Genomic DNA, 26,221 nt, shown 5'->3' on the forward strand with positions numbered 1-26,221 from the left:
TTTAGAAGAAAGTATAAAAAAAATTATACTAATTGTTTCAGTGCAATTTCAAAAGCGGTTGCACTGATATTTGTTTTGGATGGGTTCAAAGCATGTGTTTTTTCAATGGCATTTTTGATGATTTCAGAAGTGTCATGAAAAATAGCTTCGTCTGTCATCTGTACTTTCTTTTCCATGAAATAAGCAAAAACACGAGCCATACCGCAATTGGAAATAAAATCAGGAATTAGGCTTACTTTATGGTCAACATCCTCCATTATCGGACCAAAGAAAATTGCTGTGTCGGCAAAAGGAACATTCGCACCACAGGAAATTACTTCGAGTCCGTTGGCAATTAAACTATCTATCTGACTTTGTGCAACTAATCTTGACGCTGCACAAGGAGTGAAAATTTCGGCACCAATGTTCCATATTTTTTGATTGATTTCTTCAAACGGAATCATATTCTCGGCTACTAATTTGTTTCCGTCTTTAGCAAGGAATAAAGCTTTTATTTCTTCAAAAGTAAAACCTTCTTCATTGATTAATCCGCCGTCCCGGTCAATAATTCCGATGATTTTGGCTCCCATTTCGGCTAGGTAAAATGCAGCGGCTGATCCTACATTTCCAAAACCCTGTACAATGGCTTTCTTTCCAGCTACAGTTCCGCCATAGGTATTGTAAAAATGACGTACCGCTTCGGCGACTCCGTATCCGGTAATCATATCAGCTATTGTATATTTTCGGGTAACATCGGGCGAGAATTTTGGGTTTTCTATTACTTTGATCACACCTTGGCGTAATTGCCCGATTCTATTGATTTTATCGGCTTCGGTAGGTTTAAAGTGTCCGTTAAAAACACCTTCCTGAGGATGCCAGACACCACATTCTTCTGTCATGGGAATAACTTCGTGAATTTCGTCTACATTTAAATCACCGCCTGTTCCGTAATAACTTTTTAATAAAGGAGAAACTGCTTTGTACCAGCGCTGTAAAACGCCTTTTTTGCGGGGATCATTCGGGTCAAAATTTATCCCGGATTTTGCTCCGCCAATGGCTGGGCCAGAAACCGAAAATTTTACTTCCATGGTTTTTGCCAAAGACAAAACCTCATTCATGTCAAGTCCTTTTCTCATACGGGTTCCTCCGCCTGCGGCACCGCCCCGAAGAGAGTTTATTACTGTCCAGCCTTCGGCTTCTGTTTCAGAATCTTTCCAGTTGAAAATGATTTCAGGAGCTTTATTTTCGAATTTATTTAACAAATCTTTCATTGGGTGTGATATATTTATTTTCGGCAAATATATAAAAGGTTTTATGAGAAAGATATAGTTGTGTATTTTTTTTGAATTTGAATTACCAGCATAAAAAAAGTGCTTTTCTATTTGTTAAATAGATTGAAAAGCACTTTTTGTATTCGGGGCAATTTGAATTAATAATAGCAAACCAGCTGTTTTTTAAAATAAAATGAGCACGACATTATTGGTATGGCAACCAACTTCAATCAATGCTCATTTTGTAGATGTGGTATTAAATCTGTGGTATTAAATCTGTGGTATTAAACTGTTTCAGGAATAATGATATTTTCAGTATTAGATGCCTAATAAACTGTTTTTTAATTCTTCATCGACTGGTTTGTCTCCCAACCATATGCCGAAAAATACTTTTTTGAAATCAAATCCAGGAATTTTTCCCTTAAGTTCACCATTTTTTATAATCCAGATAGAAGTGTCTGCAGGAGAATAGGTTAGTTCGTAAACATCTCCTTTGGTAATGTCGTCAGCTAGGAAACCTTTGAGTAATTCCATTCTTGGTTTAAAAGATTCGAATGTATCACCAGCAGATTTTTCAAATCCTGCATTTATCGCCCGAGTTAATTTACCTGATGAAACTAAAGCTGAGGTAATTTCAATCCGGATTGACATCACTGTATTGTCATTGATAATTTCTTTAGGGTTTTGGGACAACTGGCTTAAATATAAAGCCTGAATATAAACTTCTACCCACATTTTGGATCTGGATCCTGCACCATTCAGCTGTAAAGTCTTGTTTTCAAAACTCATTGTTCTTGGGATAGTTACTCCTTCAAACACAATTTGTTTCTGAGCGATAGCTTCTGATGAAAACAGGGCACAAATAATAAGAGTTAGCGCTAATACTATTTTTTTAGCAGTCATAAATTTTTTTATTTTTGCGCAAAATTAATGCTAAATTGTTATTAATGATGCCTTAAGGGGGTGTTATTTTGTTAAATATGCATATTATAACGTTGTAGTTGGTTATTTTTCATAAAAACATAAGTTGTTAGTAAATAAAGACTTACACCTAAAGTAAGAAAATATTTATTTTTTAAGCTCTTGCAAAAATAGATCTGAAAGGAAAATTGTTATAAAAAATGATGGAGCAGATAAAACAGCTATTTTTTAACAGCTGTAAATTATTCCAGAGCTATGATCATGTAGGGCTCCAGTGACACTTTGAAGTGCATTTACTTCTTCTCTCATTTTTAAGACACCCAATAATCCAAAAATTAGGGCTTCTTTGAATTCTAAAATTTTTGCCGACGGTATAATTATTTGCATTTCGGGAAGATGAAATTGGATTCTTTCAATCAGGAAGTCATTATAGGCACCGCCGCCAGTAATCAGCATACTTCTTTTTTGGTTCTTTTGGGTTTCAAAATTTTCTAAAGCCAATGCTATTTGAATAGAGACATGCTCTGTAAATGTATGCAGTTTATCTTCAATAGAAATAGAATAACGTTCAATCATTGGAAGAATAATTTCCTTTACGAATTCAAATCCCAATGATTTTGGAGGCGGTGTTTTGTAAAAATCCAGTGAATTCAATTCATTTAATAGATCAGGATTGCATTGACCGGTTCTAGAAATTTTACCTTTATCATCATAATCGAATCCTAATTGACTGGCATAAAAATTAAGCACGGTATTTACGGCAGAAATATCAAAAGCAATTCGGATGTTATTCTTTTCAAAAGACACATTCGAAAATCCTCCTAAATTCATGCAGTAATCGTATTCATGAAATAAGATACGGTCACCAATAGGAACTAAAGGTGCGCCTTGTCCTCCCAATTGAACATCCTGAACTCTAAAATCGCAGACTATTTTTTGCTGCACTAATTGCGCAATTTCGGGCAGATTGCCAATTTGAAGTGTAAAACCGTTTTGTGGCTGATGCAGAATAGTATGTCCATGAGAGCAGACTGCATCTAAATTTTCAAGAGCGTGTCTGCTTATAAAATTTGTAATGATTGAAGCGAGCAGCTGTGTATAATTTTTATTTAGCTCCTCAAGCTGAATTTCGGAATAATCAACAGCTGTTTTTAGGATGGAAATCCAATTCAAATCATAGGAAATAGTCTCGCATTCCAGAATTTCAAATGCCCATTTTTCATTTTTTATATGGAATTGAATATGAGCCAAATCGACCCCATCCAGCGAAGTTCCTGACATCACTCCGATAACGTTATAGTAATCTTTTTTCATAGGTCAAATTTACGATTCAAAATTTAAAATTTCATAATTAAAAAATTACCTTTGATAATATTTTTTTAACAAAAACCACACTTTATTTTATATTATTATGAATTTTAATCTAACCGAAGAACAATTAATGATACAGCAGGCAGCGCGGGATTTTGCTCAGGCTGAGCTGCTGGAAGGAGTGATAGAACGAGACGAACACTCCAGATTTCCTGCTGAGCAGGTCAAAAAAATGGCAGAACTTGGGTTTTTAGGAATGATGGTTGATCCAAAATACGGAGGTTCGGGATTGGATAACGTTTCATACGTTTTGGCAATGACCGAAATTGCCAAAGTAGATGCTTCAGCAGCTGTTATTATGTCTGTGAATAATTCTTTGGTTTGCGCCGGATTAGAAAAATATTGTAATGAAGAGCAGAAGATGAAATATCTTGTACCGCTTGCCAAAGGTGACGTAATTGGAGCATTCTGTTTGTCTGAACCTGAAGCTGGATCGGATGCAACTTCTCAAAAAACAACTGCTATTGATAAAGGAGATTATTATTTGCTGAATGGAACCAAAAACTGGATTACCAATGGAAATTCTGCATCAACTTATATCGTAATTGCCCAAACGGATGTAGAAAAAGGACATAAAGGAATCAATGCTTTTATTGTAGAAAAAGGATGGGCTGGATTTGACATTGGTCCAAAAGAAAAGAAAATGGGTATCCGTGGTTCCGACACGCATTCGTTATTGTTTAATGATGTAAAAGTACCAAAGGAAAACAGAATCGGTGCAGATGGTTTTGGATTTAATTTTGCCATGGCAGTTTTAAACGGAGGCCGTATTGGTATCGCTTCGCAGGCTTTGGGAATTGCAACCGGCGCTTATGAACTGGCTTTGAAATATTCACAGGAGCGAAAATCTTTTGGTAAAGAAATTTTCAAACACCAGGCAATAGCTTTTAAATTGGCAGATATGGCGACCCAGATTTCGGCAGCGAGATTATTGTGTCTGAATGCGGCGACTCAAAAAGATGAAGGAAAAGACATTTCGCAATCGGGAGCGATGGCCAAATTATTTGCTTCACAAACTGCTATGGATACGACTATCGAAGCGGTGCAGATTCACGGTGGAAACGGTTATGTGGCCGAATATCACGTAGAACGCATGATGCGAGATGCCAAAATCACTCAGATTTATGAAGGAACTTCCGAAATTCAGCGTATCGTAATTTCGAGAACTTTAATAGCATAAATGTTTTAAAATAGCTTCTAAGTTACTAAGAAGCTTAGTTACTTAGTAACTCAGAGACTAATAAATAAATCCAAACTTGAATTTCGAGTTTGGATTTTTTATTTTATAATGTGTTTTTTGAAATGTGACTTTGTTTATTTTTACATTAAATTAGTAAATCACTTATAAGTAGTTATGTACGAAGAATTAAAATATTGGTACCTTCGGGATCACAAGCTGTTTTGGACATTGAGTATGTCACAAATCAGACAGTTGTGCATTATTACAGGTTTTAAAAAAGCCAAAAAAGGAGATATTATCTATTTTTCTTCCTCAGATGTGCCCAGAGTTTTTCTGCTTAAAAAAGGGAATATCAAAATCGTTGCTGTCGATGAAGATGGAAATGAAACTATCAAAGACATTATTCAAAAAGGAGATTTGTTTGGTGAATTGACATTGGAAAACGATGTGAATTCCAATGAATATGCAAAAGCACTAACAGATGAAATCATTATCTGCAGTTTCTTGTTATCTGATTTTGAAAATTTATTACTTCAAAATCCTAGTCTGGCGTTGTCTTATACCAAGTTTGTAGGATTGAAAATGAAACGGATTAAAAACAGTTATGCTAATTTAATTTCAAAAGATGCCAAAACCAGACTGCATCAATTCCTAAAAGACTGGGCTGAGAGAGAAGGCAGGCGAACCGATAATAGAGTTATTCTTGAAAATTATCTAACCCAAAATGATATGGCGCAGATTATTTGTACTTCCAGACAGACAGCCACTCAATTACTGAATGAGATGGAAACCAATGGTTTATTGCATTATAATCGCAAAGAAATTATTATTGAAGATATTACTAAATTGTAATTTTTGTTTTATAGGACTATCCTTAACTAATACCAAACAGATCGAATAAGCAACAGATTTTAAAAAAAATAGTAATGAAATCTGTGAGAATCTGTGTAATCAGTGGCGAAAATAACACATGGTATTATTTGCGGACAGTCATATTCTTTTAAATTAGCGGGCTCATTTTCATGAAGGAAAATTGTCCATCACCTTGCGCTTATTGTCCATTTTATAAATTTTAAAGCTGTCGCATCTTTGTAATGTCAATAATGACAAGCAATTTTAAAAATAAATAAAATGACAACTACAACATTTTCAGTCCCAACAAGATCAGAAGTTTCAGAAAACAATCAGGCAATTTTTGACAATCTGCAAAAAGCATTAGGATTTGTTCCAAATTTATATGCTGTGATTGCAAATTCAAAAAATGGTTTAGAAAAATACTTAGCCTATCAAAATGCTAAAACATCTTTAAACAATAAAGAAAAAGAAGCGGTAAATTTAATCGTAAGCCAAGTTAATAACTGTGTGTATTGCGTGAGTGCCCACACTGTTATTGGGAAAATGAATGGTTTTACAGACGAACAAATACTCGACATCCGAAAAGGAAAAGCTGCTGATGCAAAATTGAATGCATTAGTACAGCTTGCTGGTGAAATTACTAAAACAAGAGGAGAGGCTAATTCGGATTTAGTGGATGCTTTTTTTGCTCAAGGTTTTACTAATGAAAATTTAGTGGATCTGATACTTCTAATAAGTGATAAAACAGCCATGAACTATTTGCACAATTTGACAAAAGTGCCAGTTGATTTTCCTTTGGCACCATCTTTATAATTTGTGTTTTTAAATAATAACAATAGATTGCAAACCAGTTCAATAAGAGGTGGTTTGCATTATACTTTAATAATTATGAAGCAAAAACATCCACTTCCTCCATTCAATATGGAAACTGCTTTGCAAAAAGTACAGTTAGCCGAAGATGCGTGGAATAGCAAAGATCCAGAACGTGTTGCTTTGGCCTACACTGTTGACACGGAATGGCGCAATCGAACCGATTTCATCAATGGCCGAGATGCTGTAAAAGAATTCCTAAAAGGCAAATGGGAAAAGGAGCTCGATTATAAACTGAAAAAAGAATTATGGGGCTTTCGCGAAAATCGAATGGCAGTTCGTTTTGAATATGAATATAGAAATGTTGATGGGCAATGGTTTCGTGCCTACGGAAATGAAAATTGGGAGTTTGATGAAAATGGCTTGATGCGCAAACGTTTTGCCAGTATCAATGATTTGCCAATAGAAGAGAAAGACAGAAAATTTAAATAAGTAATTTGGGAATACGTTTTTATTTTTATAAAAACACTTCTCATTGGTGTAATTCGTAATTGTTAATTCATAATTATTACTTAGTCATGGCTAAAAACTTTGCAGAAATAGCATTTTCGGATGCTGCCAAAGCGTTACAGGAAGAACATGGTAGCCGAAAAGGGTATGAACGAATGGAAAAGTTCAATATCATTGATGGCTTATCCGAAAATGAAATGGGTTTTATAGCCAATCGGGATAGTTTTTATTTGGCATCTATTGGCGAAAAAAACTATCCTTATATTCAGCATCGTGGCGGACCCAAAGGTTTTGTGAAAGTCTTGGACAAAAACACAATTGGTTTCATCGATTTTTCGGGAAACAAACAATACATATCTGTTGGGAATTTTGCAACCAACAATAATGTAGCATTAATTATGGTGGATTATCCAGCAAGAGCGAGATTGAAAATTTTGGCCAAAGCCGAAATAGTGGAACTCAAAGACAATCCCGAATTATTAGCCAAACTCGATTTGGGTGAATATAAATATCATCCAGAGCGCATGATACTTTTTCATATTGATGCTTTTGATTGGAATTGCCCGCAGCACATCACACCACGATTTACCGTTGAAGAAATACAGCGGGCTTTCGAACCAAAGTTTGCCCATATTCAAAAATTAGAAGAAGAAATAGAAAATCTTAAAAACAAATTAAAAGAAGCAGGTTTAAGCTAAATTTGTTTATAAAAATTATAGTATGATAAATCAATCCGCCTTTACTTTAGTCAATCCGCAAAATGGAAATCTTGCTTTCAAACTTTTTTCTTTTGAGAGCAATTCTTGTTTTGATCACATTCAGCGATTGAATTATTATTCATTAATTTGGGTTCAAAAAGGAAAAGGCAAAGTAAAAGTTGATTTCTCTGAATATGATTTTACAGAAAATCAATTGTTGGCTTTTGCACCTTATCAGCCGTTTATGCTATCACCAGATGATCTATTTGAAGGGAAAGTGATTCATTTTCATCCTGATTTTTTTTGTATCATGAAACACCATGATGAGGTAGCTTGTAATGGGGTTTTGTTCAATAATATTTATGAACCGCCGTATGTAATGGTTGATGAAATGGCTGGAGCTACATTCAATATGGTTTTGGAACAAATGAAAATTGAAATGCAAAATCCGGCAATGGCACAATATGAGTTGCTGATATCTTATTTAAAAATTTTTCTCATTACAGCTTCTCGATTAAAAAAAGAACAACAAGTTGTTGCAACTTCTGTAATAGATGAAAAATCGGCACCATTTGTTCTTCAAAATTTAAGAAATTTCATTGAGCAAAATTTCAAAACCAAACATTCTGCCAGCGATTATGCCGAATTGCTGAATATTTCTCCAAAAGCTTTAGCTAAAATTACCAAAAATCACTTCAATAAAACGTTGACGAATTTAATAGCAGAACGCATTATTATCGAAGCCAAGCGTGAGTTGTACTTAACAAATAAGGCAGTAAAGGAAATTGCCTATGAGCTTGGGTACGAAGATGAGCATTATTTTAGCCGTTTCTTTAAAACCAATGCTGAGGTTTCTCCTCAAACGTATCGCGACACTGTTGGTTTTGCCAAAGCCGTCAGTTAATTTTTCGAAATTTTGCCTCCAATGTAAACTACCCGACATTTTGCCTTTTTTTGCTGATATATATTTGTAATGTAGAAATCAATAAACAAAAATTTATCATGAAAAAAATACTAGTATTACTGTTGGCTGTCTTTGCATTCTCGGCAACATTTGCACAAAGTGCAGGCAAAAAAGTCTCCGAATATAATTTGGAAAATAAAGCAGCCATTCAAGGCTATGATCCTGTATCTTATTTTAAACAAAATAAAGCTGTAAAAGGGAAAAAGGAAATTGCAGCTTCATACGAGGGTATTGTTTATCAATTTTCGTCTGTAACAAATAAAGAAATTTTCTCAAAAAATCCTGCTTCTTTCGAACCACAATATGGAGGCTGGTGCGCCTATGCAATGGGAAGCGCCGGAGAGAAAGTCGAAATCAATCCCGAAACATTCAAAATCATTGACGGAAAATTGTATCTGTTTTATAATGCCTTTTTCAATAATACTTTAAAAAGTTGGAATAAGGACGAAAACAACCTGAAAGCAAAAGCGGATGCTAATTGGAAAAAAATTATAAAATAAGAGATCATGAAAACATCAATTTTAATTTGGATAGTGCGTTTAACGGCAGCAGTTATTTTGCTACAAACGCTTTATTTTAAATTTTCCGGAGCTGAAGAAAGTGTTTATATTTTCTCCACTTTAGGAATGGAACCATACGGAAGAATTGGATCAGGAATTACAGAATTAATTGCGGCTATTTTAATTCTGATTCCCCGAACAACTTTGTTAGGTGCTTTGATGGGAGCCGGTGTTATGCTTGGAGCTATTTTTTCGCATCTTTTTGTATTGGGAATCGAAGTAAAAAATGATGGGGGAGAGTTGTTCATTTTGGCAATAATTACCTTTCTTTGTTGTATTGCGCTGATTTATTGGAATAAAAGTAAAATACCTAATCTGTTTAAATTAAAATTGTAGTATGCTGATTTCATCCATAAATAATAGTTTAAACGAATTGATTGGTCTTCTCAATCAATTGCAAGAAAAAGAATATTCAGAATCTTGTTTCGAATTAAGTGGTGCAAGCATTGGGGAACATACACGGCATATAGTAGAAATGTTTCAGTGTTTGATTCTGAATTATAATTCAGGAATTGTGAATTATGATAAAAGAGAACGAAACGTATTGATACAGACCAATATTGATTTTGCAGTTCAAATTATTTCAGATATCAAAAATAATATTTCTAAAGAAAACAAAAATCTAGAATTACAGCAAATCATAGATGGTGCTGCTGTCAAAATTCAAAGTAATTATTATCGGGAATTGCTGTATAATTTAGAACATTGTATCCATCATCAGGCATTGATAAAAGTGGCGGTTTTGCAATATAAAAATATAACAGTTGATGAAAATTTTGGAGTAGCCCGTTCTACAATTGAATACAGGAAACAATGTGCACAGTAAGTTTTGTTAGTTACAATGATACAATTATCATTACCTCAAATCGTGATGAAAAAATAATCAGACCGAGTGCAATCCCTCCGAAGAACTATTTTTTAAATGGAAAAAATATTATTTATCCTAAAGATCCCAAAGCTGGAGGAACTTGGTATGCAGTTGATGAGAATGGAACGGTTGTAGTCTTATTAAACGGAGCCGATGAAAAGCACGACGTTAAATTGCCTTATCGAAAAAGCCGAGGTTTAATTGTTCTCGAAATGATTAGCAGTGCTTCGCCAAAGGATTTTTGGCACGAAATTGATTTAGATAATATCGAGCCTTTTACCTTAGTTTTATTTCAGGATAAACAGCTTTTTCAGTTGCGCTGGAATGGAATTGAAAAAGCAGCTGTAGATTTGGAGATTGATAAAAATTATATCTGGTCTTCATCTACTTTATATTCTAAAGAAATCCGAGAAGAGAGAGCAAGCTGGTTTTATACTTTTTTAGCTAATAATCCAGTAATTACGGAAGATAAAATGCTTCATTTTCATCGGTATACCGAAAAAGATGACAAGGAACACGGTTTGATTATCAATAGAAATAACGAAATGAAAACCTTGAGTATTACTCAGTCCGTTATTGAGAAAAATAAAGTGATAATTAATCATTTGGATCTGATAGCAGAAAAAGAATACTCCAAAACTTTTATAGCTATTTGATATCATAATCATCCTGATTTTTACTTTTGCCAATCAGAATACAATTAAAACATAACTCTTGAAACTATTCTTTCACAAATTGACCCACTGGGAATACTGGCCTTTTCAAATGGTTTACATACCTATATATTTTTTATGGGCGTATTATTCCATAAAGGCAAAATCCATTTTTTTCTTCAATGCTTCTAATCCGACCATCAAAAATGGAGGTTTTATGATGGAAAGCAAAAAGCAGATTTATAATTTGATTCCCGAAAAATATTATCCCAAAACGGAATTGGTTAGAGCCGGAACTTGTGTTGATGAAATAAGTATGGTATTGGAAAACGCAGGAATCAAATATCCTTTTATTGCCAAGCCTGATATTGGTCTGCGCGGTTCAGCTGTAAAAAAAATAGAAACTCCGGCCGATTTGAAAAAGTATTCTGAAAAAGCTCATTTTGATTTTATTGTGCAAAATCTGATTCCGTATAAAAATGAAATAGGTGTTTTTTATGTACGATATCCACACGAAAAGCAAGGAAGAATTACCGGCATTGTAGCCAAAGAATTTTTAATTGTTACTGGAAATGGTCACGCAACTATTGAAGAATTGATAAAAGAAAATCCTAGATTTGAACTGCAATTAAAAGTATTGAAACAAGAATATGGCAGTAAATTACAGAAGGTTTTGCCTGTGGGCGAAAAAATAAATCTTGTTCCTTATGGAAATCATGCACGTGGTGCTAAATTTCTGGATGTAAGCCATTTGATAACGCCAAAACTTACTGCAGTTTTTAATGAAATGTGTGGTCAGATTTCTGGTTTCCATTTTGGAAGATTGGATATTATGTACAATACTTTTGAAGAATTAGAGCAAGGAAAGAATTTCGCGGTTGTAGAACTGAATGGCGCTGCAAGTGAACCGACACATATTTATGATCCCAAACATTCCTTATTATTTGCTTGGAAGGAATTGGCACGGCATATTACGTATATGTATGAAATTAGTTCCGCTAATTATCAAAATGGATTTCCGTATCTGTCACATAAAGCAGGAATGAAAGAATATCGTCTGCATCAAATGCAGAATAAGAAAATTATAAACTTTCAATAAATGAAAGCTTTTAAAAATATAGCAGTTGGATTTGTGGTGAGTTTTCTAGGCTCACTGCCTCTTGGTTATTTGAATATCATTGGAGTTGAGGTTCTTTCTAAAGTTGGAATAAATCCTTTGATTTTTTATTTGTTAGGAGTTATTGTTGTTGAAGCTGTTGTAATTTATTTCACTGTGATTTTTGCCAATAAATTAGTGAACAATAAAAAGTTAATGAAAGGGATTGATTTCTTTGCTGTGTTTTTTCTTTTTCTGCTGGCTTATTTGTTTTATGCCCATTCGAATCAATCAGTTGAAGAACATAATTATTTAGAAAGTTATGTTCGGTATTCTCCTTTTCTAATCGGAATGGTATTGTGCGGGATGAATTTTCTTCAAATACCGTTTTGGGTGGCTTGGAATTTATATTTGATGAATGCCAATCACATAGTATTGGATAGTAAACTAAAATTTCATTATATTTTTGGAACTTTAGTGGGAACCTTTTGGGGAATGTTATTAGCAATATTAGTACTGGATTCTTTATCGAAGAACACATTTTCTTTTTCGAAATACATTATGCCGATATGTATTCCGCTATTTTTTGTTGTTTTGGCCCTCTTCCAGATTTTTAAAGTCTATAAAAAATACATTAGATAAGAATCAAAGACGATTGACTCATGTCGTATGCCAAAATAAAATAGTTGTTATTATTAAATTGAAAATCACCAATAACAGACCATTTTAGCTTTTCAATGTGTGCTTTTTGTGAGGGTATATTGGTTTTGTTGATAAAAGTAATACCCACAGGAAATTTTCCCCAAAGATGAATCCGCATAAAATCGAAGAAAGGATTAATCAGCCCTTTTCCTCTGTATTTTTTGTCAATGCAGATTGGACCGTATTGAAAAGTATTGGTGTCAGTCATTTTGAAATCTTTGAAAGTAAGATCCGGTAGCATTGGCGTCATATGATTAAAAATCGCCCATTGGCTGAAATATTGCCAGCTTGCTGCAAAAATGTAAGCGATTATTCTGCCATTCTCTTTGGCAACAAATAAACCTTCCTGGCGGATGACTTCCTGTAATTGTTCAACTGAAAAAGGAGTGGTTACAAACCCAGCAGTTTTTTCTTCTTCGGTCATGTTCGAGATCAGATAAATTTCCTGTAATGCCAATACACCTTCAATATCAGTGATTTTTGCTGTTCCAAATTGGATGTGATCAATCATTTTTGCAGATTCTAGTTTTTTGTAAAAATAAAAAAAATGGAGAAGTAATTATTCAGCCAGATAATGGATATTAGTTTTGAAATTTAAAAGTGTGGTTTTTTAACTGTTTTGCTTATTTTTGCCACATGAAAAATATTATTATTACAGGTACTTCAAGAGGAATAGGTTTTGAGTTGGCATTGAAATTTGCTAATGAAGGACATCAGGTACTGGCTTTGTCGAGAAAAGCTAATCAGGAATTACTTTCACATAAAAACATTACTTTTCTTTCTGTTGATTTATCCAATGAAGCCGAGTTGCAGCAAGTGACCGATTTTTTATCTAGTACTTGGAAAAAAATAGATGCAGTTGTCCATAACGCTGGGAGTTTATTACTAAGACCTTTTTCTGAAACCACTCAAAATGATTTCGAGAACATATATAAAGTAAATGTTTTTGGAGTGGCTAATTTGACACGTATCTGCTTGCCTTATTTACAAAAAGGAAGCCACGTAGTCACTATTAGTTCTATGGGAGGAGTACAAGGAAGTCTTAAGTTTGCAGGATTAGCAGCTTATAGTTCCAGTAAAGGAGCGGTAATCACTTTGTCTGAATTATTGGCAGAAGAATATAAAGAGCAGGGGATTTCTTTTAATGTTTTAGCTTTGGGTTCAGTTCAGACCGAAATGCTGCAGGAAGCTTTTCCAGGTTATCAGGCACCTCTTTCGGCTGGTGAAATGGCTAATTATATTTATGATTTCACTCTTACAGGGAATAAATATTTTAATGGTAAAGTGCTGCCGGTTTCTTCTACAAATCCATAAGAATTATAAGTTATGAATTATAAGATATGAGTGAAAGCATTATCAGAATAAAAAGTTTTGAGTTAGCGATAAGAGGCGTTAATTTTTATAAATATTTAGTTTCCGAAAAGAGAGAATTTGTAATGAGTAAACAGTTTTTGCGTTCAGTAACTTCTGTTGGTGCAAATATTCGTGAAGCTGTAAATGCTCAAAGTAAAGCTGATTTTATTCATAAGTTGTCTATTTCGCAAAAAGAGTGTGATGAAACAATGTATTGGTTAGAACTTTTAAAGGAAACAGATTATATTTCTGAAAAGGAATTTAGTACAATTCATCAGTAAAGTAATGAAGTTTTTAAAATCATTAGAAGCATAATCATTACTTCGAAGAAAAATTCATAATTTATAACTCATAACTATTTTGTCAGAGACGCTTTTTAAATATTTGCCTGAACATGCCGTAAAACCAGCTTTTGAACTGATTGTGGCAAATCAGGTGCATCTTAAAATTGTCAATGAACGGCAGACACGTCATGGCGATTATAGAAAAGGACCGAGCGGGAAACACGAAATTACAGTAAACGCAAGTCTTAATAAATACAGGTTTTTGATAACACTGATTCATGAGATTTCGCATTTGGTGGCATTTGAAAAATACGGAAGAAATATTAAACCTCATGGAGATGAATGGAAATATTCTTTTCAAAGGCTGATGATGCCGTTTATCCGGCCAGAGATTTTTCCCAGTCATTTACTGCCTTTGCTGGCAAGACATTTTAAAAATCCGTCTGCAAGCAGTGATACAGATGTTACATTAGCGTTAGCTTTAAAGCAGTATGATAAACCCAATGATAAAAGTTATATCTTTGAAATTCCTTACGGAAGTGTTTTTAGAATTTCCAATGGGAAGATTTTTAAGAAAATAGCAATACGAACCAAGCGTTACGAATGCTTAGAAATAAGTTCCGGACGATTGTATTTATTTAATCCAAATGCTGAGGTTGAGTTGCTGCCAAATTAATAAAAGCTGTTAGAAGGCTATAAAAAGAAGTTAAAAATGAACAAAAACTATTACGCAATACTTATGGCAGGAGGGATCGGTTCCCGATTTTGGCCGGTAAGTACGAAAGAGTTCCCAAAACAGTTTCATGACATGCTGGGTTCTGGAGAAACTTTAATTCAGAAGACATTCAGCCGATTGTCACAAATTATTCCGAAAGAGAATATTTTGATTTTGACGCATGAGAGTTATAATAATTTGATTTTAGAACAACTGCCAATGGTGAAACAAGAGCAGATTGTTTTGGAGCCTGCAATGAGAAATACAGCACCTTGTATTTTGTATGCCTCATTAAAAATTAAAAAAATGAATCCAAATGCTGTGATGGTAGTCGCTCCAAGTGATCATTGGATTGAAGACGAAATGCAGTTTGTGGCCAATTTACAGCGTTCTTTTGATTTGTGCGAAAGAGAAGAATCGCTGATGACTTTAGGTATTTTGCCAACAGCTCCAAATACAGGTTATGGTTATATTGAATTTGACAAATTAGACAGTCGCTCGATAAAAAAAGTTGTGCAGTTTAGAGAAAAACCAGATTCAAAAACAGCCAGACGATTTATACAAAGCAGAAATTATTTGTGGAATGCAGGTATTTTTATGTGGAGTGTTAAATCTATTTTGAAAGCTTTTGAAGAATTTCAGCCTGAAATGTATGCTCATTTTATGAAAGGGTTTGATGTATATAATTCAGAGGATGAACATGCTTTTATACAGGAAAATTATCCAAATGCTGATAATATTTCCATAGATTATGCGATTATGGAAAATGCTCAAAATGTGTATGTGCTTCCTGCAACTTTTGATTGGAATGACTTAGGGACTTGGGGATCACTGCATGAAAAACTGCCAAAAGACGATAATAATAATGCAGTAGTAAATGCTACGGTATTATTGCAGAATTCATCCAATAATATTGTAAGAACGGCTTTAGGGAAACAAGTAATTGTTGACGGATTGGATGATTATATTATTGTTGATAAAGATTCAGTTTTATTGATTTATCCAAAAAGTAAAGAACAGGAAATAAAAGGAATTGTTTCTCAGCTGAAATAACCGAAATATATTTTACTTAAAAAGGGCCACAATAATTTAATTGCGGCCCTTTTTAGTTTTACTCCAAAGATGATGGTGTATTTATATATTTTGCTGAAGAGATTATTCTTTTAAATGCGCTTCTCTGACTTTTTTGAACAATTCTGAAGAATAAACAAATTCTACGATGGCTTCATTGTTGGTTCTGAAAATCTCTTCTTTATTTCCCTGCCAGGCTTTAACGCCATTTTTTAGAAATAAAATATTATCGCCAATTTCCATAACAGAGTTCATATCATGTGTGTTTACGACAGTTGTAATATTGTATTCTACCGTTATTTCCTTGATGAGGTTATCAATTAAAATTGCCGTATTGGGGTCTAATCCCGAATTTGGTTCATCACAAAATAGATATTTAGGATTGTTTACGATGGCTCTTGCGATTGCAACCCTTTTTTGCATTCCTCCCGAAATTTCAGAAGGTAATTTTTTATGTGCGCCCACAAGATTTACTCTTTCTAAAACAAAATCTACTCGTTTCTGGATTTTTAATTTGCTGTCATTGGTGAACATTCTTAAAGGGAAAGCTACATTCTCGGCAACAGTCATGCTGTCAAAAAGGGCACTTCCTTGAAAGAGCATTCCGATTTCTGTACGTATTTCTCTTTTTTCGTCAGCATTTAAATCTGAATAAATCCGTCCGTCAAATGATATGGTTCCTGCCTCTGGAGTATGGATTCCCAATAATGATTTCAATAAAACAGTTTTCCCAGACCCACTCTGGCCAATAATTAAATTGGTTTTGCCTGCTTCAAAAACACTGGAAATCCCTTTCAGAATTTTGACGCCGTTAAATGATTTTTCTATATTTTTTATTTCTATCATTTTGTTAAGAGTAATTGGGTAATAACATAATTGAGTACAATAATGGTAACCGAAGTCCAAACAAAGGATACGGTACTTGCCTTACCTACTTCAAGTGCCCCGCCTTTCATATAATAACCATGAAAAGAAGGAATGGTTGCTAAAAGCATACCAAAAATAAATGTTTTAGTGAAAGAATATACAACATGAAAAGGAAGGAAATCCCGCTGAATTCCTTCGATAAAATCAACATCGGCACCAAAACCGCCATAAACGGTAGCGATATATCCGCCAGCTATGCCCAAAAACATTCCAATTCCGATAAGGAATGGATATAAAAGCAATGCTATTATTTTTGGGAAAACCAAATAATTAAGAGAGTTAACTCCCATAACTTCTAGAGCGTCAATTTGTTCTGTAACGCGCATTGATCCTATGCTCGATGTTATAAATGAACCCATTTTTCCTGCCATAATGATGGACATAAATGTTGGTGCAAATTCTAAAATCACCGATTGACGGGTGGCATATCCAATAAGATATTTAGGAATGAAAGAATTAGTTAAGTTCAAAGCAGTCTGTATAGAAACAACACCGCCAACGAAGAATGAAATGAATGCAACAATTCCTAATGAATCAATAATTAAATCATCGACTTCTTTGAAGATTAAACCTTTCATAACAGACCATTTTGTTGGCTTTCTGAAGATTTCTTTCCACATTAAAAAATATTTCCCAATTTGGGATAAATAGCGAATGAGCATCATTTTCTAGTATTCAGTTTACGGGTTACAGTATTCAGAAAAGAATACAGGTATGCAAAAATACTGTATTTTGTTGGAATTTTTGTTTTTAATTACCAAAGGGTAAATATTAAAACAATTTCTCTTTCATTTTTTGCAGGCGATAATTGCGTATGAATTTTGCCTGTTCATTAGTAACCAACAAAGGAGTTTTTGCCGATTTTGCTTTCCAAAAACCTTGGATGTAATCGAGAAAAAGAAGTGGTTTTTTCTTCATCATTGCCAATTTTGCTGAAGCAATTGCAGTTATCCAGAAGCCATAGCCAAGTGTGTAAAATGCTTCACCTTGTTTGTAGCGCGCAGTTTTGTTGTAATTTGCACCCGTAGGTTTAAGATGTTTTACGTGCAAAGAAGCATCGGTAACAACCTTCCAATTGTAATATTTGCAAAGCAGTTCGTCAACCGTATCCCAGCCCATTGCAGGTTTTAATCCGCCAATTTGTTTAAAAGTTTCTTTTCGATATGCTTTCAGTGCGCCTCTGATGTGATCTTTGTCGGTTAGGTTTTCAAGAACCCAGTCGCCGTTTTTTTCGATATAGCAAAATCCGCCGGCCATTCCGATTCGGTCATCCGATTCAAAATGTTTGATTACGGTTTCAAAATAATTAGAAGGAAAAATTAAATCGGCATCAATTTTTACGATTAAATCATAATCTTCGTCCAAAGTTTCAAATCCTTTCTGAAAAGCCTGAATCACTTTACTTCCCGGTAAATGAATTGTTTCCGAAGTTTTATTTACCAGACTAATAAACGGATTTTCTTTGGCGAAAGCCGAAACAATCTCCGCAGTTTTATCAGTAGAATTGTCATTTACTACAACAACTTTGGCCGGCAAAACGGTTTGATTTGCTAAACTGTTTAAGGTTAGCTGAATGAAGGTTTCTTCGTTGTAGGTTGGAATAACTATGTAATAACGCATAAGTAAGTCTTTTTTTCAACTCTATTTTGGCGATGTGGCGGATTAAGAAAGCGTAATCTTTCGGTTAATGACTTTTCCCAAGTACAAAAACCATCTTCAAATTAAGCCAAATCCCGCCATATTGCAACGGCGGTTGGGCGATGTTTTTTTAATTCAGCGAATATCCAATTATTAAATTCAATGAATTAGTTTTAGCCTCTCCATCTCCCCAAATTTTATTTTTACTTGATTTAGCTAAACCTAGATTTTCTCTTATTTCTATAAAAATTGAGTTTCTTTCGTTTATTTCAATTGTTTTTCCGAATCCTATCGATAATCCAAAATCAGTTTTATTATAACTATTTGTTGTTTCAGTCGTTTGTGATTCTTTGACTGATCTATTCAAATACAAACTTTCCACCAAATTTGATTTTAATAAATATCCAATAAATGGACCACCATTTACAAAAAAACTATTTTTGTTGCTGAAATTATATTTTATCATTATTGGTAATACTAAATAGTCATGATTTCTTTTAGATCTCAATTCATCGAATCCTCCAGAGATTGGATCGGGATTTACATTTACATTTATTGTTTCAAGCGTCGTTTTTGACTTTTGACTTTTTCGTTCATAATTAAATTCTAATTTTAAACTCAATTTTTCTTTAATTTGATATTCAAAATTTAGTCCTCCCAAAAAAGCAAATGCAGGATTTTCAGAATAATAAGAACTAATATTAGCAGGGATATCATAACCTCTAAAATTAGAATAATTTAATCCGCCTTGAATTCCAAATTTAATTTTTGAATTTTGTGAATAATTTAGTAATGAAATTAATAGAAATAAAATGCTCAAAAATAATTTTCTCATAGTTTTGTTTTCTGTTTTTTAGTTTTGTTTTTACATTTTTTGATGTAAAATATCTCCCGACTATTTTCTTTCTGCGTAAACTATATAATATCTCGGCGTGAAAAATCGTAATAAGGGACGGAAACCAATTTTTTTAACCGGATGAGTAAATTTCTCTCTGTCAATGATTTTCCAGCCTGTTTTTTCTAATAACCAATCCAATTGCCAGTCTTCAAATTCATGATAATGTCTGTCCCACATATCAGTTTTACTACGGTAGGCAGAAGAAAACCAAAGGCGCAATGGAATTGAAATTAATAATTTATCTGATTTTATTTCACTTAAAATAGTATACGGATTGAGCAGATGTTCAAAAATTTCAAAAGCAGTAACGACATCCTGCTTTCCTTCTGAAAAAACATTTTGATTCATGTCTAAATCTTCACCAGTGGTGTTTTTTACAGAATAGCCTTCTTCTTTCATAATTTTAGAAAAAGGATTGTCAACACCAAGATCTAATATGGTTTGCGAAGGAGATACATGTTTTTTTAAAAATTCTAAAGTATGCTTGAATCGTTTATTGGGAAATGTTTTTTCGTACATGATTTTAATTTTTGACTACGCTTTTGCTTTAGCGTCTGCAAATATAAAGATTCTCTTTCTTATACTGTTTGTAATTTAATATTTGTCCCAATATTATTTGAGTTTAGAAATGTATTTTTTTATTTCTAAAACAAAAGCCCACTGCACTAAAAAAAGTGAGCGGGCTTACAAAAAACGTACAGGGGTAATCTTAATATCGATAGACAAATGCATTAATATTCATACCAGCTCCTACCGAAGCAAAAATGACAATGTCACCTTTGTTTATTTCCTGATCTTCAATTTGTCCTCTAATCAGCAGGTCAAAAAGGGTGGGAACGGTTGCTACACTGCTGTTTCCTAATTCATGGATGCACATTGGCATAATATTTTTTGGAGGAGTCTGCCCGTGCAATTTGTAAAAACGGTGAATGATGGCTTCGTCCATTTTCTCATTAGCCTGATGAATCAGAATTTTTTTGACATCCTCAATAGCAATTCCGCTCTTTTCTAAACAGCTTTTCATCGCTGCTGGAACCTGACTTAGTGCAAATTCATATATTTTACGGCCATACATTTTGATGTATTTAGTGTCCGGATCTAACTCTGGATTGTATGATTTTCCGAAGAAAAGGAAATTAGCTTCTTCAGCAGCATAAGTTGCGCTTTCATAAGACAGCATTCCAGCTTCATCATCAGAGGCTTCTATAATCGAAGCACCAGCGCCGTCAGAGTAAATCATCGAATCTCTATCGTGGGCATCAACTACTCTGGATAAAGTTTCGCCTCCTATAACAAGACATTTTTTTGCCATGCCCGATTTTATAAAAGCATTGGCCTGCAGTACGCCTTCAATCCATCCAGGACAGCCAAAAAGAATATCGTAAGCGACACACCTTGGGTTTTTAATCTGTAATTTATGTTTAACTCTTGTTGCAAGACTTGGTATAATATCGGATTGGTTTGTTCCGTATTTTACATCACCAAAGTTATGTGCAAAAATGATATAATCTAATGTTTCTGGATCTACGCCTGCATTTTCAATTGCTTTTTGAGAAGCAAAAAAAGCTAAATCAGAAGAGGTATAATGATCCTCGGCATACCTTCTTTTTTCGATACCGGTAATGCTTTTGAATTTGTTAATTACAACTTCATTTGGGTAAGCAAATGGAGAACCGTCTTCATTAAGGAAAACATGTTCGCTAAAATCAGTATTGCTAATTTTTTTCTCAGGAATATAGCTTCCTATACCAGTTATTTTTATTTTCATTTTGATAATTTCCAGAATAAATTTTGGCTAAATTAATTATAATAAATGTATAATAGTTAATATATTTATTATGCATGCATATAATTATGGAATAATAAATATATGGCAAAAATATTGAATATTTTTTAATGAAAATGATTAAATAATGCGTTTTATTCTTAGAATAGGTATAAATAACAAACAGAGTTCTTTTTGTTATAAAGTTGTTTTTTGTTGTTTTAAAAGGATAAATATCATTTTATTTTAACTAAAAAATGCGTGGTTTTTATTATTTAGCAAAACCAATTGATACCTATCGCAGTAATTCGAAAACGTTTTTAATAAATTTAAAAATAAATATTTGACTATAATAAAGAACCCTTTCAGTTTGTAGCTGAAAGGGTTTTGTATAATCTAAAATCTGCTGAAATTCTAGCTCTCCATGTATGCTTCAATCGGCGCACAGCTGCAAACCAGATTTCTGTCTCCGTAAGCATCGTCAATACGACGTACAGACGGCCAGAATTTGTTGTCAGCGATGTAATCCAAAGGATAAGCTGCTTTCTCTCTGGTGTATGGTAAATCCCAAGAATCAGAAGTTAACATCGCCAAAGTATGAGGAGCATTTTTCAATGGATTGTTTTTGTCTTCAGCAGTTGCTTCTTCAATTTCCTGTCTGATAGCAATCAAAGCGTCGCAGAAACGGTCTAATTCGGCTAAATCTTCAGATTCAGTAGGTTCGATCATTAGTGTTCCGGCAACTGGGAAAGAAACCGTTGGAGCGTGGAAACCGTAGTCCATTAGACGTTTTGCGATATCGCCAACTTCGATTCCGTTTTGTTTGAATGCACGGCAATCCAAAATCATTTCGTGGGCAGCTCTTCCGCACTCACCAGTGTAAAGAATTGGATAGTGTCCTTCAAAACGTGCTTTCATATAGTTAGCATTCAAGATTGCATGTTCAGTAGCACTTTTTAATCCTTCAGCTCCCATCATTGTAATGTAACCGTAAGAAATTAAACAAACCAAAGCAGATCCATAAGGAGCAGATGAAATTGCTGTAATTGCCTGCTCGCCGCCAACATTTAAGATTGGGTTTGTTGGCAGGAACGGAACTAATTTTTCGTTCACACAAATTGGTCCAACACCAGGTCCGCCACCTCCGTGAGGAATAGCGAATGTTTTGTGTAAGTTTAAGTGACAAACGTCAGCACCGATAGTCGCAGGGTTTGTTAAACCTACTTGTGCATTCATATTGGCACCGTCCATGTAAACCAATCCGCCGTTATCGTGGATTAATTTTGTGATTTCGATAATTGAAGATTCGAAAACTCCATGAGTAGAAGGATACGTTACCATCAAACAAGATAAATCATCTTTGTGTTCAATCGCTTTTTCTCTTAAATCTTCTACGTCAATATTTCCTTCCGGAGTCGTTTTAGTCACAATGATTTTCATTCCGGCCATCGCTGCAGAAGCAGGATTTGTTCCGTGAGCCGATGAAGGAATCAAACATACATTACGGTGACCATCGTTTCTAGAAAGGTGGTAAGCACGAATTGCCATTAAACCAGCATATTCTCCCTGAGCTCCCGAGTTTGGCTGTAAAGTTGTTCCGGCAAAACCAGTAATTACATTTAACTGCTGCTCTAATTTTTTAAGCATTGTAAGGTAACCTTCAACTTGATTAACTGGTGCAAATGGGTGAATGCTGTTCCAGTTTGGCATTGATAAAGGCAGCATTTCAGAAGCTGCGTTTAATTTCATCGTACAAGAACCTAACGAAATCATCGAGTGATTCAATGATAAATCTTTACGTTCCAATTTTTTGATATAACGCATTAACTGACTTTCTGAATGATGATTGTTGAAAACATCATGCGTTAAGAAAGTAGATGTTCTTTTTAATGAAGCCGGTAACTGACTTCTTTCACTTAATTCTGAAACTGTGAAAGTTTCTTTTCCTAAAGCTTCAGCAAAAATCGCAATAATTTGGTTGATGTCTGTAACTGAAGTCGTTTCGTTAAATGAAATCGAAATGCTGTCGGCATCAGGATAAAAGAAGTTTACTTTGTTTTTCTCCGCTGTGGCTTTTACTTTTTGAGCGTCTGCTTTTACTAAAATAGTATCAAAGTAAGCTGTATTGGTTTGGTAAACTCCTAATTTATTTAAAGCTTCAGCAGCCGTAACTGCCGATGCGTGAACTTTGTTTGCAATATATTTTAAACCTTTTGGTCCGTGGTAAACTGCGTACATTCCGGCCATAACTGCTAATAAAACCTGAGCAGTGCAAATGTTCGAAGTTGCTTTTTCACGTTTGATGTGCTGTTCGCGAGTTCCTAAAGCCATACGTAAAGCACGGTTTCCGTTTGCATCAACAGAAACTCCGATGATACGGCCCGGCATAGATCTTTTGTATTCGTCTTTTGTTGCAAAATAAGCTGCGTGAGGACCACCGTAACCCATTGGTACACCAAAACGCTGTGTAGTTCCAACAACAACCGCAGCTCCCATTTCTCCTGGAGAAGTTAAAGTCGCTAATGATAAAATGTCAGCGGCAAACGCAACTTTAATTTCATTTTCTTTTGCTTTAGCAACAAAAGCGCCGTAATCGTTTACCTGACCATATTTTCCTGGGTATTGTAAAATCGCTCCGAAGAACTCATTTGAAAAATCAAAATTTTCGTGATTTCCAACAACTAATTCAATTCCGATTGGAGTGGAACGAGTCTGCAGTACAGATAAAGTTTGAGGTAAAATTTCTTCAGAAACGAAGAATTTGTGCGTATTGTTTTTCTTTTGATCGCGAGTACGAACATCAAATAATAACGCCATAGCTTCTGCAGCAGCCGTTCCTTCATCAAGTAAAGAAGCGTTTGCGATTTCCATTCCAGTTAATTCGATAACGGTAGTCTGGAAATTTAAAATAGCTTCAAGACGGCCTTGAGCAATTTCTGCCTGATAAGGAGTATAAGCTGTATACCATCCTGGGTTTTCAAAAATGTTTCTTTGAATAGGAGCCGGAACGATAGTTGGGTGATAACCCAAACCAATATATGATTTAAATGTTTTGTTTTTCTTCCCTAATTCGCGAATATGATTTGCAAATTCGAATTCTGTCATTGCAGGATCTAAATTCAACGGTGCTTTTAAACGAATGTCGTCAGGAAGGGTTTCGTAAACAAGTTGTTCGATCGATTCAACTCCAATGGTTTGTAACATGTGTTGAAGATCTGTTTCTCTTGGACCAATGTGTCTTAAAGCAAAAGCATCTGTTTTCATTTGTAGCTATCTATTTTTAAAAAAGAAATGTAATCTGCAAAGTATATTCTTCATTTGAATTAAGTTTATACCAAGATTATTACATTTTACAGTAAATGTGTTGTTTTTTTGTGGCGCAAAATTAAGTATTATTAATAATTTAATGGGTATTTTTAACTTCAATTTTTGTGAAATTTATAACTAAAGAGTTGATTTGTTAATAATTAATTATATTTACGAAATGAAGCTATTGAAACAGCTATTAAATTTTTACCTGAACAGCAGTATTCATGTGGCTTTGTCCTGTTATGCACTGGTGCGGATTACGTTTCATGTGTTTCATATTCAGTACGATAATCCGATGGCTTTATTTGTTTTTTTTGGAACAATTGTAGGGTATAATTTTGTTAAATATGATGCCTTGGTCCGGGTGAAGAAAAAACCGATTGGGAATTTATTGAAGATTATTGCTCTTTGTAGTTTGATTTCGATTGTTTTGGTTGGATATTATTTTTTTCAGTTAAAACGGATTACTCAGATAGTTTCGTTCGGAATTCTGGCTATTACAGCATTATACACACTTCCTTTTTTCCCTAACAGGAGTAATGCCCGAAACTGGGCTGGTGTAAAAATTTATATAGTATCTCTTTGTTGGGTGGGAGCGACTTTGGTTTTACCTTTAATAAATGCCGAAATCCCGTTTACATCTGATTTTTTCATAAAATGCATTCAGCGGTTTATTCTAGTTTTCGTACTGATTTTGGTTTTTGAAATTATTGATTTGGCCAATGATGATCCGCATTTAAAGACCGTTCCGCAGATGATTGGTGTAAAAAAGACGAAACTTTTAGGTTTTTTATTGTTGATACCTTTTTGGTTTTTGGAAATTTTTATATCAACATTCAATTATCATGATGCTTTGATAAATCTTGTTATGGTGGTTATACTAATGCTTTTTATTGCATTTGCAAATCCAAACCGCTCCAAATATTACACTTCATTTTGGGTCGAAGCAGTGCCTGTTTTTTGGTGGCTGATGCTGGCTTATAATTAGAAAAATAATAATTACTGTTTATATAATCCTAATCAGGGTCACGGCATTCGCATTTAAAAAAAGATAAACACGAATTTCACCAATTAACACTAATTCTTATCAAAATTGAAATCAAATTTTACAACTTTTTACAGTTTCGAATATTTTGTGTAATTAAACAGCAATCTTAAATTCGTGCAGATTAGTGTAATTCGTGTCAGAAACTTTTAAAAGCGAATGCCGTGCCGTGAATCAGGGTATTCGCTTTAAAACTTTTAAATTCTATATACCCAAAGTATAAAAAAATGGCACACAGATGACAAGGATATAACGGATCTTGCACAGATTCCAGCTAAATTCTTAACGGATTTGTTAAAAAATCTGTTCTAATCTGTTTTATGCATGGAATCCGTGGCTAATTTAACTGTTTTACAAAATGATAAAGCAATATTTATTTTTAAAAGAGAATGTCTTGAATCCTAACTTTTATTCTCTTGTGCTATAAATATAGTGTCTTGTGCTAAAAATATACGAACTTGTGCATTGTATTTTGAGATTTAAAGCTTTTTTAATTTCTTTTGTTTAGAATTTAGTTAGGATCATTGTAATAGCATCGTATTGAAATCAAATTATATAACAATTTGATTTTAAGTGTTTTTTGTGAAATTGATACTTTTAACTTTCCGAATTACTTAAATGTTTGGATGGTCAAAAAATAGATTTGTTCTTATAAAGATTTTTTTTAGTAATATCTTCATTTATAATAGAAAACTCTTTTGAACTAAATTGTAAATTTGAGTTTAATCACTAAAAACGTAAAGTTGTGGAAAGAAAAAAAGTAAAGTGTTGTATTCCT

The 26,221-nt window shown here is 34.0% G+C and carries 28 protein-coding genes; 17 read left to right on the top strand and 11 right to left on the bottom strand.

Going from position 1 to position 26,221, the window contains the following annotated elements; translation table 11 throughout:
* Positions 1–23 precede the first annotated feature (23 nt).
* The 3 genes from IRZ80_RS01975 to IRZ80_RS01985 form a co-directional block, all read right to left on the bottom strand.
* Positions 24–1,250 carry a Glu/Leu/Phe/Val dehydrogenase dimerization domain-containing protein gene (locus IRZ80_RS01975; protein WP_194639765.1) on the bottom strand — a complete coding sequence of 409 codons (1,227 nt, stop codon included), beginning with the start codon at positions 1,248–1,250 and terminating at the stop codon, positions 24–26.
* A gap of 318 nt (positions 1,251–1,568) precedes the next feature.
* Positions 1,569–2,153, bottom strand: coding sequence for a chalcone isomerase family protein (locus tag IRZ80_RS01980; protein WP_194639767.1), 585 nt, complete (start codon positions 2,151–2,153; stop codon positions 1,569–1,571).
* A gap of 246 nt (positions 2,154–2,399) precedes the next feature.
* Entirely contained in the window at positions 2,400–3,485 is a 1,086-nt protein-coding gene (locus IRZ80_RS01985) for an anhydro-N-acetylmuramic acid kinase (protein ID WP_194639769.1), read from the bottom strand.
* Between the two features lie 97 nt (positions 3,486–3,582).
* Here IRZ80_RS01985 and IRZ80_RS01990 point away from each other — a divergent pair, with 97 nt between their 5' ends.
* From IRZ80_RS01990 to IRZ80_RS02045, 12 genes are all read left to right on the top strand, one after another.
* Positions 3,583–4,722 carry an acyl-CoA dehydrogenase family protein gene (locus tag IRZ80_RS01990; RefSeq protein WP_194639771.1) on the top strand — a complete coding sequence of 380 codons (1,140 nt, stop codon included), beginning with the start codon at positions 3,583–3,585 and terminating at the stop codon, positions 4,720–4,722.
* A gap of 174 nt (positions 4,723–4,896) precedes the next feature.
* The gene (locus tag IRZ80_RS01995; RefSeq protein WP_194639773.1) at positions 4,897–5,574 is read left to right on the top strand and encodes a Crp/Fnr family transcriptional regulator; all 678 of its coding nucleotides are present in this window, start codon (positions 4,897–4,899) and stop codon (positions 5,572–5,574) included.
* Positions 5,575–5,853: 279 nt separating this feature from the next.
* On the top strand, positions 5,854–6,390 hold the full coding sequence (locus IRZ80_RS02000; RefSeq protein ID WP_194639774.1) for a carboxymuconolactone decarboxylase family protein: 537 nt from the start codon (positions 5,854–5,856) through the stop codon (positions 6,388–6,390).
* Between the two features lie 75 nt (positions 6,391–6,465).
* Positions 6,466–6,879, top strand: a complete 414-nt coding sequence (locus IRZ80_RS02005; protein WP_194639775.1) for a DUF1348 family protein — start codon at positions 6,466–6,468, stop codon at positions 6,877–6,879.
* Positions 6,880–6,965: 86 nt separating this feature from the next.
* Positions 6,966–7,595 carry a pyridoxamine 5'-phosphate oxidase family protein gene (locus IRZ80_RS02010; RefSeq protein WP_194639776.1) on the top strand — a complete coding sequence of 210 codons (630 nt, stop codon included), beginning with the start codon at positions 6,966–6,968 and terminating at the stop codon, positions 7,593–7,595.
* Positions 7,596–7,617: 22 nt separating this feature from the next.
* Positions 7,618–8,499: a helix-turn-helix domain-containing protein gene (locus IRZ80_RS02015; RefSeq protein ID WP_194639777.1), complete on the top strand. Its 882-nt coding sequence runs from the start codon at positions 7,618–7,620 to the stop codon at positions 8,497–8,499.
* A gap of 98 nt (positions 8,500–8,597) precedes the next feature.
* Positions 8,598–9,059, top strand: a complete 462-nt coding sequence (locus IRZ80_RS02020) for a YHS domain-containing (seleno)protein (protein WP_194639778.1) — start codon at positions 8,598–8,600, stop codon at positions 9,057–9,059.
* 6 nt (positions 9,060–9,065) lie between these two features.
* Positions 9,066–9,455: a DoxX family protein gene (locus tag IRZ80_RS02025; protein WP_194639779.1), complete on the top strand. Its 390-nt coding sequence runs from the start codon at positions 9,066–9,068 to the stop codon at positions 9,453–9,455.
* Position 9,456: 1 nt separating this feature from the next.
* On the top strand, positions 9,457–9,945 hold the full coding sequence (locus IRZ80_RS02030) for a DinB family protein (RefSeq protein WP_194639780.1): 489 nt from the start codon (positions 9,457–9,459) through the stop codon (positions 9,943–9,945).
* Positions 9,933–10,643, top strand: a complete 711-nt coding sequence (locus tag IRZ80_RS02035; protein WP_194639791.1) for an NRDE family protein — start codon at positions 9,933–9,935, stop codon at positions 10,641–10,643. Before IRZ80_RS02030 ends, IRZ80_RS02035 begins: the two co-directional genes overlap by 13 nt.
* A 58-nt stretch (positions 10,644–10,701) precedes the next feature.
* A complete protein-coding gene (locus IRZ80_RS02040; RefSeq protein ID WP_194639793.1) occupies positions 10,702–11,739 on the top strand; it encodes a D-alanine--D-alanine ligase in 1,038 nt (345 codons plus the stop codon).
* Positions 11,740–12,378, top strand: a complete 639-nt coding sequence (locus tag IRZ80_RS02045) for a hypothetical protein (RefSeq protein ID WP_194639795.1) — start codon at positions 11,740–11,742, stop codon at positions 12,376–12,378.
* Here the strand turns inward: IRZ80_RS02045 and IRZ80_RS02050 are convergent.
* A complete protein-coding gene (locus tag IRZ80_RS02050) occupies positions 12,371–12,949 on the bottom strand; it encodes a GNAT family acetyltransferase (protein ID WP_194639796.1) in 579 nt (192 codons plus the stop codon). The genes IRZ80_RS02045 and IRZ80_RS02050 overlap by 8 nt on opposite strands.
* Before the next feature lie 125 nt (positions 12,950–13,074).
* Between IRZ80_RS02050 and IRZ80_RS02055 the strand changes: the two genes are divergently transcribed.
* The 4 genes from IRZ80_RS02055 to IRZ80_RS02070 all read left to right on the top strand — a co-directional run bounded on the left by IRZ80_RS02055 (position 13,075) and on the right by IRZ80_RS02070 (position 15,843).
* The gene (locus IRZ80_RS02055; RefSeq protein WP_194639798.1) at positions 13,075–13,752 is read left to right on the top strand and encodes an SDR family NAD(P)-dependent oxidoreductase; all 678 of its coding nucleotides are present in this window, start codon (positions 13,075–13,077) and stop codon (positions 13,750–13,752) included.
* A 26-nt stretch (positions 13,753–13,778) separates the two neighbouring features.
* Complete coding sequence (locus tag IRZ80_RS02060) at positions 13,779–14,072, top strand: four helix bundle protein (protein ID WP_194639800.1); 294 nt, start codon at positions 13,779–13,781, stop codon at positions 14,070–14,072.
* Positions 14,073–14,151: 79 nt separating this feature from the next.
* The gene (locus IRZ80_RS02065) at positions 14,152–14,751 is read left to right on the top strand and encodes a SprT-like domain-containing protein (RefSeq protein WP_194639802.1); all 600 of its coding nucleotides are present in this window, start codon (positions 14,152–14,154) and stop codon (positions 14,749–14,751) included.
* A gap of 36 nt (positions 14,752–14,787) precedes the next feature.
* A complete protein-coding gene (locus IRZ80_RS02070) occupies positions 14,788–15,843 on the top strand; it encodes a mannose-1-phosphate guanylyltransferase (protein WP_194639804.1) in 1,056 nt (351 codons plus the stop codon).
* Positions 15,844–15,945: 102 nt separating this feature from the next.
* Here IRZ80_RS02070 and IRZ80_RS02075 read toward each other — a convergent pair whose 3' ends face one another.
* The 7 genes from IRZ80_RS02075 to gcvP form a co-directional block, all read right to left on the bottom strand.
* Positions 15,946–16,707 (bottom strand): ABC transporter ATP-binding protein, encoded by a 762-nt coding sequence (locus tag IRZ80_RS02075; RefSeq protein WP_194639806.1) that lies wholly within the window; start codon positions 16,705–16,707, stop codon positions 15,946–15,948.
* Positions 16,704–17,453 (bottom strand): MlaE family ABC transporter permease, encoded by a 750-nt coding sequence (locus IRZ80_RS02080; RefSeq protein WP_194639808.1) that lies wholly within the window; start codon positions 17,451–17,453, stop codon positions 16,704–16,706. Before IRZ80_RS02080 ends, IRZ80_RS02075 begins: the two co-directional genes overlap by 4 nt.
* Before the next feature lie 106 nt (positions 17,454–17,559).
* Positions 17,560–18,408, bottom strand: coding sequence for a glycosyltransferase (locus IRZ80_RS02085; protein WP_194639810.1), 849 nt, complete (start codon positions 18,406–18,408; stop codon positions 17,560–17,562).
* A gap of 148 nt (positions 18,409–18,556) precedes the next feature.
* Positions 18,557–19,261, bottom strand: a complete 705-nt coding sequence (locus IRZ80_RS02090) for a porin family protein (RefSeq protein ID WP_194639812.1) — start codon at positions 19,259–19,261, stop codon at positions 18,557–18,559.
* Between the two features lie 60 nt (positions 19,262–19,321).
* Positions 19,322–19,843 (bottom strand): methyltransferase domain-containing protein, encoded by a 522-nt coding sequence (locus tag IRZ80_RS02095; RefSeq protein WP_194639814.1) that lies wholly within the window; start codon positions 19,841–19,843, stop codon positions 19,322–19,324.
* Positions 19,844–20,033: 190 nt separating this feature from the next.
* Complete coding sequence (locus IRZ80_RS02100) at positions 20,034–21,092, bottom strand: 3-oxoacyl-ACP synthase III family protein (protein WP_194639816.1); 1,059 nt, start codon at positions 21,090–21,092, stop codon at positions 20,034–20,036.
* Between the two features lie 411 nt (positions 21,093–21,503).
* The gene (gene gcvP / locus IRZ80_RS02105; RefSeq protein WP_194639818.1) at positions 21,504–24,353 is read right to left on the bottom strand and encodes an aminomethyl-transferring glycine dehydrogenase; all 2,850 of its coding nucleotides are present in this window, start codon (positions 24,351–24,353) and stop codon (positions 21,504–21,506) included.
* A gap of 220 nt (positions 24,354–24,573) precedes the next feature.
* Between gcvP and IRZ80_RS02110 the strand changes: the two genes are divergently transcribed.
* Positions 24,574–25,386 carry a hypothetical protein gene (locus IRZ80_RS02110; RefSeq protein WP_194639819.1) on the top strand — a complete coding sequence of 271 codons (813 nt, stop codon included), beginning with the start codon at positions 24,574–24,576 and terminating at the stop codon, positions 25,384–25,386.
* Positions 25,387–26,221: the final 835 nt, after the last annotated feature.

The sequence above is a fragment of the Flavobacterium sp. HJJ genome (assembly GCF_015351475.1).
GTDB lineage: Bacteria > Bacteroidota > Bacteroidia > Flavobacteriales > Flavobacteriaceae > Flavobacterium > Flavobacterium marginilacus.